10 protein-coding genes are annotated in these 13,795 nt (G+C 69.9%); 5 read left to right on the top strand and 5 right to left on the bottom strand.

The features are described 5' to 3' along the window. Positions 1–23: 23 nt before the first annotated feature. The 3 genes from ABN611_RS02855 to ABN611_RS02845 all read right to left on the bottom strand — a co-directional run bounded on the left by ABN611_RS02855 (position 24) and on the right by ABN611_RS02845 (position 6,040). Entirely contained in the window at positions 24–3,785 is a 3,762-nt protein-coding gene (locus ABN611_RS02855) for an endo-alpha-N-acetylgalactosaminidase family protein (RefSeq protein WP_350278172.1), read from the bottom strand. Positions 3,786–3,953: 168 nt separating this feature from the next. Next, positions 3,954–5,159: a fumarylacetoacetase gene (fahA, locus tag ABN611_RS02850; RefSeq protein ID WP_350278171.1), complete on the bottom strand. Its 1,206-nt coding sequence runs from the start codon at positions 5,157–5,159 to the stop codon at positions 3,954–3,956. Next, a complete protein-coding gene (locus tag ABN611_RS02845; RefSeq protein ID WP_350278170.1) occupies positions 5,156–6,040 on the bottom strand; it encodes a hypothetical protein in 885 nt (294 codons plus the stop codon). The genes fahA and ABN611_RS02845 overlap by 4 nt, the downstream gene beginning before the upstream one ends. A 72-nt stretch (positions 6,041–6,112) precedes the next feature. Between ABN611_RS02845 and ABN611_RS02840 the strand changes: the two genes are divergently transcribed. Both ABN611_RS02840 and ABN611_RS02835 read left to right on the top strand, forming a co-directional pair. Then, a complete protein-coding gene (locus ABN611_RS02840) occupies positions 6,113–7,306 on the top strand; it encodes a homogentisate 1,2-dioxygenase domain-containing protein (protein ID WP_350278169.1) in 1,194 nt (397 codons plus the stop codon). A 48-nt stretch (positions 7,307–7,354) separates the two neighbouring features. Beyond that, positions 7,355–8,041 carry a hypothetical protein gene (locus ABN611_RS02835; RefSeq protein ID WP_350278168.1) on the top strand — a complete coding sequence of 229 codons (687 nt, stop codon included), beginning with the start codon at positions 7,355–7,357 and terminating at the stop codon, positions 8,039–8,041. On the opposite strand, the gene ABN611_RS02830 is transcribed toward ABN611_RS02835, so the two are convergent. Further along, entirely contained in the window at positions 8,038–8,832 is a 795-nt protein-coding gene (locus tag ABN611_RS02830) for a polysaccharide deacetylase family protein (RefSeq protein ID WP_350278167.1), read from the bottom strand. The genes ABN611_RS02835 and ABN611_RS02830 overlap by 4 nt on opposite strands. 113 nt (positions 8,833–8,945) lie before the next feature. Between ABN611_RS02830 and ABN611_RS02825 the strand changes: the two genes are divergently transcribed. The 3 genes from ABN611_RS02825 to ABN611_RS02815 all read left to right on the top strand — a co-directional run bounded on the left by ABN611_RS02825 (position 8,946) and on the right by ABN611_RS02815 (position 13,170). Further along, positions 8,946–10,787 (top strand): 5'-nucleotidase C-terminal domain-containing protein, encoded by a 1,842-nt coding sequence (locus ABN611_RS02825; protein ID WP_350278166.1) that lies wholly within the window; start codon positions 8,946–8,948, stop codon positions 10,785–10,787. 67 nt (positions 10,788–10,854) lie between these two features. Next, entirely contained in the window at positions 10,855–11,832 is a 978-nt protein-coding gene (locus tag ABN611_RS02820) for a helix-turn-helix domain-containing protein (RefSeq protein WP_350278165.1), read from the top strand. A 39-nt stretch (positions 11,833–11,871) separates the two neighbouring features. Then, the gene (locus tag ABN611_RS02815; protein ID WP_350278164.1) at positions 11,872–13,170 is read left to right on the top strand and encodes a glycosyltransferase; all 1,299 of its coding nucleotides are present in this window, start codon (positions 11,872–11,874) and stop codon (positions 13,168–13,170) included. On the opposite strand, the gene ABN611_RS02810 is transcribed toward ABN611_RS02815, so the two are convergent. Further along, positions 13,109–13,450, bottom strand: coding sequence for a cupin domain-containing protein (locus ABN611_RS02810; RefSeq protein ID WP_350278163.1), 342 nt, complete (start codon positions 13,448–13,450; stop codon positions 13,109–13,111). The genes ABN611_RS02815 and ABN611_RS02810 overlap by 62 nt on opposite strands. Positions 13,451–13,795: the final 345 nt, after the last annotated feature.

The following is a 13,795-nucleotide window of genomic DNA, read 5'->3' as shown; positions in this document are numbered from 1 at the left end:
GGTTGTCCAAGGCCCCTGGTTCGTCAGCGGGTGCCGTAGACGTTGAACTCCGCGGCGGAGCCGAAGACGGCGCCGTTGAGCGAGCTGGTGCCGACGAACTTCACGTACCGGCCCGCCTTGGCCGTGAAGTCCAGCTTCTGTACGGCGGTGGAGTTCGGGAACGCACCCGACGCGACCGGCGTACCCCAGTTCTGCCCGTCCGCGCTGACGTAGAGCTCGTACCCCTTGAACATCCCGTTGGTCCCGCTCTGCCGTGGCAGGTAACTGAACCCGTTGACCTGGTACGTCGACCCGAGATCGAGCGTCATGTGGTGCGGGTAACCGGGCGGTGTACTGACCTGGGACCACGCGGAATGCCAGATGGTGCTGGGGTTTCCGTCCAGCGCCGCTGTCGCCGCACCACCCGTCGCGGCGTCCTCACTGCTCACGTCGGTCACCGTGATCCGCGACTGCGGGACGATGCCCGGCGGCAGCACAGTCGCTTCGGCGGCGACCGTCGCGCGGCCGCCCGTCACCGTCAGCGGGTACTTGCCCTCCGGCGTACCGGCGGGCGGCGTCAGGTCCCATGTCGTCGTCACACTGGTGCCTGCGGCAACGGACGCGTGCGTGGCTGGTGTCGTCGGCGCGACCGTCCAGCCGTCCGGCGCGGTCAGCCCGAGCGTGATGTCGTTCGCCGCGACCACGTCGTTGTTGGTGAACGTCGTCTTCACCGTGTTCGCCTCGCCGGAGACGAGACCCGTCACGCCGGACACCGCGACCGAGGTGCAGTCCGCCGGCTCGGACGTCGTACCGAGATCGGTGACGGCGAAGTTGTCGATCACGAAGTCGGCCTGGTTGCCGCCGCCGCTGAGCTTGCGCAGGCCGACCCAGTAGTCGCCGCCGCAGCCGGCCACGAACTCCTGGCTGAACGTCGCCTTCGTCCGCTGCTCACCGATCGGCGTCGCCTTGACCTCGACCGACGCCGGGCGGTCGACCCCCTGGACCCACGCGTACTGCCCGGCACGGCCGCTCACGTAGTCGAAGCTGACCTTGTACTTGTGGCCCGGCTGGAAGTTCACCGTCCACGGCGCAGTCCGGTAGACGAGGCCCGCATTCTCCTCGTGCGACTTGAGCGACCATTCGCCGTCGAGCACGTCGTCGACGAGCTTTCCGTTCCAGCCCGCCTGGGTGTACGGCGCATGCTTGCTCGCAAGCACCGTCCGCGGATCCGTGACGCCACCCGCATCACCCTTCACGAACGGGCCCCAGCCCTGGTCGACGTTCTCGAAGTCCGCGACCAGCCCGGCGGCGGGCGGCGTCGTCTCCACGACCCGTACATCGTCCACCCGCACCCGCGCTGCCCCCGCCGCTGCTCCGATTCCGAGGTAAGCGGTGCGATCCTTGGCTTCGAAGAGGATTCGCACCCGCTGGTAGTACGCGCCGTGTTTGTCGTCGGCGGCAACCATATTCTCGACGGTCGATCTGGTCACCACATTCTTCACCCCGCCGACGGAGATCGTCGTCGGCCGCGACTTGCCCGGCTCGACCTCGATCCACGCGGACGCGCTGTAGGTGCGACCCGGGGTCAGTCCGGTGAGCTGCTGACGGAGCGAGGATGCACGTGTGCCGAGCGACGCGACGTGCTGCCCGTTCTCGACCCTGTCGATGGTCGCGCCGCCGGTCGGGTTCCAGGCGGTGAGGTTGCCGGCGTTGAAGCCGGGGTCCTTCAGGTGCGTGCCTTCACCCCAGGTCACTACCCGCGGCTTCGGAGCAGTTACCGGGTAGAGCACGTACGGCTTGCCCGGGACTGCGTTGAGCGAGATGCTTCCGTGCTCGGCCCGGATGGTGGTCGGCTTGGTCCGGCCGGTGTCCGACAGCTGGTACGCGGTGAAGGTGCTGACACCGGCGAGAGCGGCGGGCAGCTGCCACGTCGTACGCCCGCCTGCCGGGTTGTAGTGGTACAGCTTCTTGTTGCCGTCCCACGGGAGCAGGTACTTGTCGCCGTCGAGCACCTTCGCGTTGCCGACGTACACGGCCCGCTTGCCGTTCTCGACCGCGCCGCGGACGCCGCCGGAGAACCGGATGTCGCCCGCGTTCCAGTCCAGGATCTTCTGCTGCTGCAGGAACTTCGTCGGCAGGTTGCGCTGCCAGATGTTGCTGTAGAACGCGTTCCAGTCGGTCTCGCCGGTCCAGCCCTCGAACTCCACGAGCGAGGCCTGGCCGAGGATCGGGTCGTTGTTCCAGACGTCCTTCTCGTGGTTGCGGACGAACCGGATGATCTTGCTGTTCAGGCCCTTGTTGGTGGCGCCGCCGTAGTCGAGGTCGGTCGCCCAGTGCGACCAGAGCGAGGTGCGCTCGTGCCGGTCGGCCCACTCGGTGGAGATCTGCCAGCCCTGGTCGGCGAGCTGCCGGCTGAGGCCGTCGGCCAGCCAGCCGGACTGGTAGTACACGTCGATGTACAGCTGCTGCAGGTTCTTGTCCGTCTCGTCACGGAGCTGCTGGAACCGCTTCACGATGTTGCCCGAGGCAAGGTCCGGACGCTGCTTGATGTAGTAGCTCTGGTTCAGCCAGTTCCAGCCCCGGGCGTTCTTGTCGACCAGCTCCTCGCTGAACGCGTTCGCCTCCGGGTAGGACTCGGTCGCGTTCACGTGGACGCCGAACGCCGCGTTCCAGGACTTGCCCTGCCGGAGCAGCGTGTTCAGGTCGGCGAGGCCGCCGGCCCGGGTGTTGTAGTTGCCGCCGTAGTCCGGGTGCGCGGAGTCGTGCCCCTCGGAGCCGTACCCCTTGAGGATCGCCATCTGGCCGAGTCCGTCGGTGGCCAGCGAGATCCGCTTCACGTCGTCGAGCGTGCGCAGGAACGGGTGCGTGGCCTGGCTGGCGAAGTTGAACGGGATGTGCGTGATCACCCGGTCCTTGACCAGCTCGCCGCCATTCGGCTCGGTCATGATCGTGCGGAACGCGACCGCGCCGTCCTCCCAGTCGACGGTGCCGTCCTGGTTCGCGTCCGGCGTCACGACGACCTTCGCCCACGGGAGCGGCTCGGTGTACGGCGAGGTGTCGGCACGGTAGGTCCACTGGCCGCTCCAGACGCTGACGCGCGTACTGCCGTCGGCCGCCTTGCGGGCCCGGTGCCAGAACCGGGCGCCGTCGTCGACGGACTGACCGGACGGCTTGTCGTACGTCGAGTTCGACTCGATGCCCGCGGCGAGCCCGCCGGTGTTGACGAACGCGTACGCCGCTCCGGTCGCGGACGCCTCGCCCGGCGTGCTCGCGGTGACCGGCGTGATCCGGTCCGCGGTGCGCGTCGAGTCCGGGTCCAGGGTGGTGAACGCGGTGGTCGCGCCGGCGTCCGTGCTCGCCACCGAGACCAGGTCGTGGTCCGGGACGTCGATCGTGTGCACCCGGCTCGCCGCGGTGTCGCGGACCGCGTCGATCGCGAACGTCGTCACGCGCCCGGTCACGCTCAGGCTGGCGTCCAGCTCGACGCCGGGCAGGGCGTCGAAGACGAGCCGGTACGACGCGCGGCCCCCGTCGGCCGCGGGCGGCGCGGCCAGTCGCGCGGCGCGGGCGACGCCGTTGATCGTGATGGTCGAGATCGCGTCGGGTTGCCCGCCGAGGGCCTGCCCGGAGGCGTTGTCGACGTACTTGATCACCCGGGGGAAGTCCGCCCCGACGGTGACCGTCAGCTCCGGCGACCGCAGCGTCAGGTCGCCGTCGGTCTGCTGGGCCCGCGCGCCCGTGGGCACGCCCAACAGACCGGCGGCCAGCGCTACGGCCAGTACTCCACACCCCACTGAACGTTTCATGGCGATGAAGTTCGCACGTAACCGCTAAGTCGTCAAGAGAAACGAACAGTTATGAGCAAGTTCGGACAAGTTCCCTGGTCGCCGTCGAACATCGTCCATGTCATGGGGACCTAGGACATCTGGTCAGATGTCCTAGGTCCCCAAAAGCTGTCCGAGGTTGCAGCGGGGTCACTGCAGAGCCGGCGTGATCCGGCCGGTCACCGCGCCGAGGCCGAGCCGCGAACCGTCGGCCGCGGTCGCCCACGCGGAGATCGTGACCACGTCGCCGTCCTCGAGGAACGTGTGGTCCTTCCCGTCCACCACCAACGGCTCGCGGCCGCCCCAGCTGAGCTCGATGAACGAGCCGCGCTGGTCCTTCTCCGCGCCGCTGACCGTGCCGGACGCGTACAGGTCGCCGGTGCGGACACTCGCGCCGTTGACGGTCAGGTGCGCGAGCATCTGGGCGGGGGACCAGTAGATGTCGCGGTACGGCGGGGAGCTCACGAGGTGCCCGTTCAGCGTGACCTCGAAGGTGATGTCGTAGTTCGTCAGGTGCTGACCCGCCAGGTACGGGAGGACAGGCGGGTCCTGCCGGGGAAGCGGGACGGCGGAGGCGGCGAGTGCGTCGAGCGACACCACCCAGGGCGAGATCGAGGTGGCGAAGGACTTGCCGAGGAACGGGCCCAGTGGCACGTACTCCCAGGCCTGCAGGTCGCGGGCGGACCAGTCGTTGACGACCACCACGCCGTACACGTGCTCCTCGAAGTCCTCGACGGAGACCGGTTGTCCGAGCGTCGACGGCGTACCGACGACGTACCCGAGCTCGACCTCGATGTCGAGTCGCTGGGACGGCCCGAACGTCGGCGTGGTCGCGGCCGGAGCCTTGCGCTGGCCGGACGGGCGGACGATGTCGGTGCCGCTGACGACGATCGTGCCGGCGCGGCCGTGATACCCGATCGGGAGGTGCTTCCAGTTCGGCAGCAGCGGCTCGGAGTCCGGGCGGAACAGCCGGCCGAGGTTCGACGCGTGCTGCTCGGAGGCGTAGAAGTCGACGTAGTCCGCGACCTCGAACGGCAGTTGCATGGTCACTGCGGACTGCGGTATCAGGTGCGGCTCGACCGTGTCGCGGTCGGCCTCGGTGCGGACCAGTTCGAGCAGCCAGTTCCGGGTCGCGCGCCACGCCGGGCGGCCGAGCGCGAGGAACGCGTTCAGCGTCGGCTCGGCGAACAGTTGCGCGCCGTCCAGCATCTGCGCGGACGCGACCGGCGCCAGGTCGATGATCTGGTCACCGATCGCCGCACCCACGCGCGGCTCCTCGTCGCCGTACCGGAAGACGCCGAGCGGCAGGTTGTCCGGCCCGAACGGCGAACCGTCCGGGATCTCGATCCAGCTCATGCCATCAATCCCAGCGTCTTCAGGTCGGCCAGCGGTTCTTCGATGCTGCACGAGCCGAACGACGTGAACCATCGGCGGGTGCTCGCGGCCTGGTCGTCGGACAGTTCGCGCGCCCGCGCCGCCAAGGCCTCGCCGTCGCGGTCGGCGAGCAGCGTCGCCAGGTCGTCGGTCGACGCGCCGTCCAGCGACGCTCGGGTCGCCAGCAGCACGTTGAGGAAGCCGTGGTGCTCGAAGCCGGTGTCCGTCGCGGTGTGCCGGACCGCGTTGTGCAGCCCGGCGGTGCACTTGAACGCCACCTCGCGGTCCAGACAGGCCTCGATGAAGGCCGCGACCTGCGCCTCGGACGGGAACAGGGCCGCGTCGAGGCCGCCAGTGCGGAGCTTGGCGGCGTACCCGGCGTCGGCGACCACGTCCAGGGCCCGTTCCCAGGCCCCCTCCAGGCCGATCTCGACGTACGCCGTCTCCTCGTCGAGGCAGTCGTCGCACGCGCGGACCACGCGCAGCGCGTTCCGGGACAGGTCGGCCTCGTCCCGCAGCCGGACCTCGACCGCGGTGACCGTGACGTCCTTCGAGCGATCGCCGTACCGGACCACGGGCTCGATGCCGCCGGCGCCGCCGCTGATCACGACCGTGACCTCCAGCGGGCCGTGGTCGACGCCGGGGTCCGGCTGCGGCCCGGAGCCGGTGCGGGTCCGGGCGGCCTCGGTGGCGACCTTCGTCAGGTCCTCGTCGGCGCAGACGAACGGCCCGACCAGGTCGGCGTACGGCGCTGCGCGATGCGCCCGGTGCGCGGCGACGGCCTCGGTCAGCGGCAGGTTGCCCGGCGGGAACGTCGACGCGTCGTCGACCAGGCGCCGGTACAGGGCAGGGACGGTTGACATGACCCTGAGCCTAACGGATCCTTTCGGTAAGCGGACGCAAGCGTTCGACTATCGAACATCGGAGCGGGAGAGATGGCGTTCTACCGGCAGGTCGGGGAAGTTCCGTCGAAGCGGCACACGCAGTTCCGGAAACCGGACGGCGGGCTCTACTACGAGGAGCTGATGGGAGAGGAGGGGTTCTCGTCGGACTCCTCGTTGCTGTACCACGCCGGCGTACCGTCCGCGATCGTGGACTCCCAGGTGTGGGACCTGCCGGATCTCGCCACCGTCCCGAACCACCCGCTGACGCCGCGGCACCTGAAGCTGCACGACCTGTTCACCGACACGTCCAAGGCGAACCCGGTCGAGGACCGCCGCCTGGTGCTCGGCAACGGCGACGTCCGGATCTCGTACGTCGTCGCGGAGCAGCCGTCGCCGTACTACCGGAACGCGATCGGCGACGAGTGCGTGTACATCGAGAAGGGCTCGGCGACCGTCGAGACCGTCTTCGGGGTGCTGCACGCGGTCCAGGGTGACTACGTGATCATCCCGCGCGCGACCACCCACCGCTGGCTGCCCGGGCTCGAGGGCGTGCACGCGTACTGCATCGAGGCCAACTCGCACATCGCGCCGCCCAAGCGCTACCTGTCCCGGTACGGGCAGTTCCTCGAGCACGCGCCGTACTGCGAACGCGACCTGCACGCCGCGCGCGAGCCGCTGGTCGTCGAGGGCTCCGACGTCGAGGTGCTGGTGAAGCACCGCGGCAATGGCGCGGGCGGGATCGTCGGGTCGCGGATGACGTACGCGACGCACCCGTTCGACGTGGTCGGCTGGGACGGCTGCCTGTACCCGTACACGTTCAACGTCAGCGACTTCGAGCCGATCACCGGGCGGATCCACCAGCCGCCGCCGGTGCACCAGGTGTTCGAGGGGTACAACTTCGTGGTCTGCAACTTCGTGCCGCGGAAGGTCGACTACCACCCGCTCTCGGTGCCGGTGCCGTACTACCACTCGAACGTCGACTCCGACGAGGTGATGTTCTACTGCGGCGGCGACTACGAGGCGCGGAAGGGCTCCGGGATCGGGCTCGGGTCGATCTCGCTGCACCCGGGCGGCTACGCGCACGGGCCGCAGCCGGCGGCGATCGAGGCGTCGCTCGGCGCCGAGCGGTTCGAGGAGCTCGCGGTGATGGTCGACACCTTCCGCCCGCTCGAGCTCGGCGAGGGCGGCCGGGCGGTCGACGACGGTGTGTACGCCTGGACCTGGGCGGGTCGCCGCAAGGACTGACCAGGCGTGTCTCCGCGCGGACCGGTGGTCTGTGGGATTCTGTCCCCCGTGAGTGAGGACGACGGGGACGCAACTTCACAGGTCGCAGAGGTCACGCCGGAGGTAGCGATGCCGCCACGGGATCCGGGCAAGCCGTTCGTGGTCGGGATCGACCGGGACGCGGTGCTGCGCCGGCGCGAGGTGGTCCGGACCGTCGAGCGGCGCGGCGCCTGGGTGACGGCGGCGCTCGGCGTGGTCGGGATCGCGGCCGCGGTCTACGCGCTGGTCGCGTTCCGCGGCTCCGGGATGTGGCCGTTCGCGCTGCTGCTGATCCTGGCGATGGTCCCGCTGGTGCTCAGCACGGTGATGGTCTACCGCCTGCAGGCCGAGCGGCAGGAGTGGTACGACGCCAACGAGCTGCCGCCGGTGGCGATGCGGATCTCGGTCAAGGGACTCGAGCTGGCCTGCGACGGAGCGGCGTACCCGGTGGTGTTGCCGTGGGCGACGGTCCGCGGCTTCACGCAGCACAAGCTGCTCGGTCAGTACATGCTCGATCTGGCGCTCGTCCGCGGCGTCGGCGCGACGACGGCCGGGGTCCGCGGCCTTGACCAGCCGTCGGTCCGGAGCGTCGTCAAGCCGAACCCGCTGCTCCGGCCGACCGGCATGTTCCTGGTCAAGGCCCTCGACCAGCCCGTCCACGTCATCGACGAGGCGATGAAGCACTTCTCCAACGGCACGGCCGGGGTGCTGCGTTAGCAGGGCAATGCGCGGTACCTGTAGCCGAGCTTGGTGAGCTTGGTCAGGGCGTTGTCGAGGGCGGCGACGGTCTGCGCGCGGTTGCCGCCGCCGTCGTGCAGCAGGATGATCGCGCCGGGGCGCGCTCCGGCCAGGATCGCGTGCTCGATCCGCGCGGTGCCGGGCTTCTCCCAGTCCTTGGTGTCCACGTCCCAGAGCACCTGACGCTGGTGGTACGCGGTCGCGATCGCCTGGATCTTCGCGTTCGTCGCGCCGGTCGGCGGTCGCAGGCACTTCGACTTCACCCCGGCGCCGATCTCCTGGCGGATCCGCGCGTCCGGCAGCTGGGTGAGCGTCTTGTGGTCCCAGGTGTGGTTGCCGACGCTGTGCCCGGCGGAGCGCTCGGCCGCGATCAGCTCCGGGTACTGCGCCGCCTGGATGCCGAGTACGAAGAACGTCGCCCGCGCGTCGTGTTTCCGCAGTACCTGGAGGATCTTCGGCGTCCACTCGCGCTGCGGGCCGTCGTCGAAGGTCAGGTACAGCACCTTGCCGTGCCGGGCCAGGTTCCAGTCGTCGGCCGGCGGCTTGCGGGCCGGCGGTTTCACGACCGGGCGGGTCGGTTGCTTGGCGGACGACGGCTCACCTCGCTTGGAGGTGACCGGCAGGGTCAACGAGCCCTGCTGCGGCGTCGCCTCGGCCGACGGTGCGGCGGACGTGACGGTGTGCGCGGAGGGCGTGGCGGCTTGGGCGAGGACGGCACCGCAGAGCAGGGCGGCGACCAACGGCAGCAGCCTGCCGGGCGGCTTGGTCATGGGCGGAATCTTCTCGCGTGGCCGGGGCCATCCGTTCATGGGGTGGGGGTGTGTCGGCCGTAGGGTGTGCTTTCGTGCCGGAGATCCCGGCGGCGGACCTGTGAGGCGGGGCGATGACGGACGACGGTGAGCGGACGACGATGACGAGACGAACGGTGATCGGCGGCGCGGCCGCACTGGCGGCGGCCGGGTTCCAGACCGTTCCGGCGTACGCCGGCCAGGGATCGGGCCGGACCGTCCGGCTGACCGTGATGGGCACCACCGACCTGCACGGCAACGTCTTCAACTGGGACTACTTCAAGAACGCCGAGTACGACGACAGCGCGCACAACGACATCGGCCTCGCGAAGATCTCCACGCTCGTCACCGCGGTCCGGGACCGGATCGCCGCGGATCGCCGGGCGCCGCGACCGCTGCTGCTCGACGCCGGCGACACCATCCAGGGCACCCCGCTGGCGTACTACTACGCGAAGATCGAACCCATTACCGACGGGCACGTGCACCCGATGGCCGCCGCGATGAACCGGATCGGGTACGACGCCGCCGCGCTCGGCAACCACGAGTTCAACTACGGCCTCGACATCCTCCGCAAGTTCCAGCGCCAGCTGCGCTTCCCGCTGCTCGGCGCGAACGCCCAGGACGCGAGCACCGGGCTGCCGGCGTTCCCGCCGTACCTGCTCAAGCGCGTGCACGTGCCGGGGGACAAGCCGGTCACCGTCGGCATCCTCGGCCTGACCAACCCCGGCATCGCGATCTGGGACAAGGCGCACGTCGAGGACAAGCTGACGTTCGGCGGCATCGTCGAGCTCGCGAAGGTCTGGGTCCCGAAGGTCCGCGCGGCGGGCGCCGATGTCGTGGTCGTCTCCGTGCACTCGGGCATGGACCTGTCCTCGTCGTACGGCGACGCGCTGCCGTACCCGGAGAACGCGTCCGCGCTGATGGCCGAGACCGTGCCGGGGATCGATGCGGTCCTGGTCGGCCACGCGCACCAGGAGATCCCGGAGCGGCTGGTCACGAACACGACCACCGGCGAGCAGGTCGTGCTGAGCGACCCGCTGAAGTGGGGGATGCGGCTGGCGCTGTTCGACCTGGACCTGCAGAAGGTACGCGGGCAGTGGAAGGTGGTCGGCCGGCACAGCCAGGTGCTGAACGCGAACACCGTCGACTCCGACCCGCAGGTCGTCGCGCTGCTGCAGAAGGACCACGACACGGTCGTCGAGTACGTGAACTCGAAGATCGGCACCTGCACCGAGGCGATGTCCGCGGCGACCGCGCCGTGGGAGGACACCGCCGCGCTCGATTTCGTGAACTTCGTCCAGGCGGACGCGGTTGCGAAGGCGCTCGCCGGTACGCCGCAGGCCGCGCTGCCGGTGCTCGCGATCGCGGCGCCGTTCAACCGAGCGGCGTCGATTCCCGCCGGGGAGGTCTCGATCCGCGACGTCGCCGGCCTCTACGTCTTCGACAACACGCTGCTCGGCGTGACGATGACCGGTGCGCAGCTCCTGGAGTACCTGGAGTTCTCCGCGCGCTACTTCCAGCAGGTCTCCGGCACCGGCCCCTTCCCGTCGAGCCAGGTGACGAACGCCCCGACCCCGACCGCGCCGAACGGCACGCCGGACTACAACTACGACATCCTCGGCGGCCTGACGAAGCCGCTGACGTACCAGATCGACATCGCCAAGCCGGCCGGCTCCCGGATCACCGGCCTCGCGTACGGCGGCACACCGGTCGCCGCCGACCAGCAGTTCGTTGTCGCGGTCAACAACTACCGCCAGTCCGGCGGCGGCAACTTCCCGCACGTGAAGACCGCGCCGGTCGTCTACAACCGCCAGGTCGAGATCCGCCAGCTGATGATCGACTACGTGACCGCCACCGGCACCGTCGACCCCAAGGCCTTCCACACCGGCGACTGGGCTCTCACCTCGAACGGCGCCCCGATCACCGTCACCGCCTGACGCCGTACCGTCCGGTTTTCGGGCAGACCGGTTGCCGGTACGTCGTTCGCGTGCGCAGACTGCCGTGATGCGGACTCTGCTCAGAGCTGTTGCCGAGCCGCGGGCCACGCGAGCGGCGTACTGGAACGAGGTCGTGGCCGCGCGGATCGGCGGCCTCGACCTCCGGCTGGACGACGGGCCCGACGTGCGCGACGAACTGCTGATCGGCACGGTCGGGCCGCTGCAGGTCGCGGTGTCCCGCTCGGGTCCCGGCCAGGCCACCCGGACGGCGGCGCACGTCCGCGCGCACGACCCCGACGCCTTCGTCCTGTTCGCGCAGGGGGAAGGCGTGACGGTCAGCGAGCAGGACGGGCGATGCGCACAATTCGGGCCGGGCGACATCGGGCTGTCGGATCTCTCGCGGCCGTTGCGCTGCACGTACTCCGAACGGCGCGTGATCATGCTGTCCTACCCGAAGGCGCTGAGCCCGCTGCCGGAGCATCGGGCGGCAGGACTGACGGGCGTCAGCATCTCCGGGGCGGACGGTACCGCGGCGCTCGTCTCCGGCCTCGTGCAGCAGTTGCCGAAACATCTCGACGCGGACGACGGCGCGCGCGGCGCCCGGATCGGGGCCGCGATCCTCGACCTGGTCTCGGTCGGCCTGGCCGCACGCCTCGATGCCGAACAGGCGCTACCGGCCGAGACGCGCTCCCGCGCGCTCCTGCATCGGTGCCGGGCGTTCGTCGAGACCAATCTCGGCGACACCGCCCTCACGCCGGCTGCGATCGCGGCCGCCCACCACATTTCGCTGCGCTACCTGCACCGGCTGTTCGAACCCACCGGCGAGAGCGTCGCGGCGCTGATCCGGTCGCGCAGACTGGACCGTTGCCGGCGCGACCTCCTCGATCCCGCGCTCGGCGACCGTCCGGTGGCAGCGATCGGGGCGCGCTGGGGTTTCACCAACGCGGCGCATTTCAACCGGGCCTTCAAGGTCAGGTTCGGGCTGCCGCCGGCCGAGTACCGCGCGGTCCACGGTGCGCGCGGAGACAACAACCCGGCGCTGTAGTGCAACCACCGTACGGCGTCCTCCGACGACGCTGGCGGCATGAAAATCGCATTGCTTGCCCACGGCACCCGTGGCGACGTCCAGCCCGCCCTGGCGATCGGGTCGGTCCTGCAGCGCCGCGGGCACTCCGTCCGCTTGTGCGTCAACGCTGATCTGGCTGGGTGGTCGGCGCGAACCGGCGTACCGGTCACGTCGTCGGCGCTCGATGTGGGGCGATTCTTGAACTCTGCAGAAGCCCGCGAGATCCTCGCGCGTGGGCGCATCTCCACGCTGGTCCGCCGGGTCACGGCCGACGAACGCAAGGCCGACGCGTCGATCGCGCAGTCGGTCGCGGAGGTCGCGGCGGACGCCGACCTGATCCTCTCCAGTCTGGGGATGGCGTTGCGCGGAGCGGCGTTGCACGAGGTGACCGGACGGCCGGCGGCGAGTCTGCTGTGTGCGCCGATGACGCCGACCGCCGCTTGGGCGAGCCTGGCGGGTCCGGTGCGCGACTTCCGCTTCGGGCCGCTGAACCGGCTCACGTTCGCGGCCTTCGACAACCTGCTGTGGCGGCAGAGCAAGCCGAGCATCGGCCGGTTGTGTCAGGAGCTGGGCGTGCCGCCGATCGACCGGCCACTCCGGATCGGGGCACTGCCTGCTGTGCATGCGTACAGTCCGCGGCTGGTCCCGCGGCCGGGAGACTGGGGCCCTGAGCAACATGTTGTGGGACCGGCGCTGCCAGGAATGGAGCTGCGTGCTGTCTTGGGGGAGTCGGTCGTCCCGGAGGACCTGCTCGCGTGGCTGACGGCCGGTGAGCCTCCGGTGTACTTCGGGTTCGGCAGTCTGCCGGTGCCGGATCCGCGGGGCCTGCTTGACGACATCGTGGCCGTCGCCGGGCAACTCGGCGTACGGGCGCTGATCGCGTCCGGGTGGACCGACTACGGCGTCGCGCCGGGGAAACTCGCGGACAACGTGTTCCTCGTCGGCGCGGAGCTGAACCACGACGAGGTGCTGCCGCGCTGTAGGGCGGCAGTGCACCACGGCGGCTCCGGTACGACGGCGGCCGTGACCCGGGCCGGGATCCCGTCGGTGATCGTCAGCCTGTTCCTCGACCAGCCGTTCTGGGCATGGCGCCTCCGCCGCCTCGGCCTAGGCATCGAACTGCCGTACCGCTCGCTGAACCACACCCGGCTGCTCCGGGCGGTACGCGAGGCGCTCACCACGCAGTACGTCGCCAAGGCGCGGGCGTTCGGCGACGTACTCCGCACCGAGAACGGCGCTGAGCAGGCCGCCGCCGTCATCGATCGCTGGGCAGAGTCCCCGGCGCCCCGAGCACCACATCGCCGAGCTCAGCCGTGACCGCCATGAACAGGCCGAGATCCAGCTCGGTCTCCGGCCGGGCGAGCTGCGCCGGCGTCCCCGCCCGCGCGACCAGCTCGGCGAACCCCGCCGGGGTAGAGATGTGCAACGCCCGGCACCCGGTAGGCCCACTGCACACCGCGTGCGGCACGTTCATCGGCACCCGGAAGTAGTCCCCCGACCGCAACTCCACGAACTCGTCACCCGCCCACACACTCAACCCACCCTCCAACACCCAGAACCGCTCCTCGTACCGCGTGTGCAGATGCAACGGCGTCATCTCCCCACCCGACAACCACGTATCACTCAAGTCATGCCGCCCACCCGTCTCCTCCCCAGTAGCCAGCACCGTTGCCCGAAGCCCCCGCCCAAGCACATAACTACGCCCACCAACCTCAGTCATCTCACCCTCCACCAGTCGCCCCAACGCCGTGACCGTAACCACCCCAACCCCCATCCAGCAGCCCCAACGCGACCGACTGTGCACCCAAACTCAACCCCTGTTCCCACCCAGAGAACCCAACAGCCGAAGACGCAAAACAGCGGCACCTCCACCAGCCGCCCCACAGCCGAGCAAACCCCGCCAACCTGGCGACCGAGCCCTTCCTGACCCCGAGCACCGCTC

It is taken from the genome of Kribbella sp. HUAS MG21, assembly GCF_040254265.1.
Taxonomy (GTDB): Bacteria; Actinomycetota; Actinomycetes; order Propionibacteriales; family Kribbellaceae; genus Kribbella.
The sequence above is the reverse complement of the archived record's forward strand: the minus strand, read 5'-3'. Positions and strand labels throughout refer to the sequence as shown.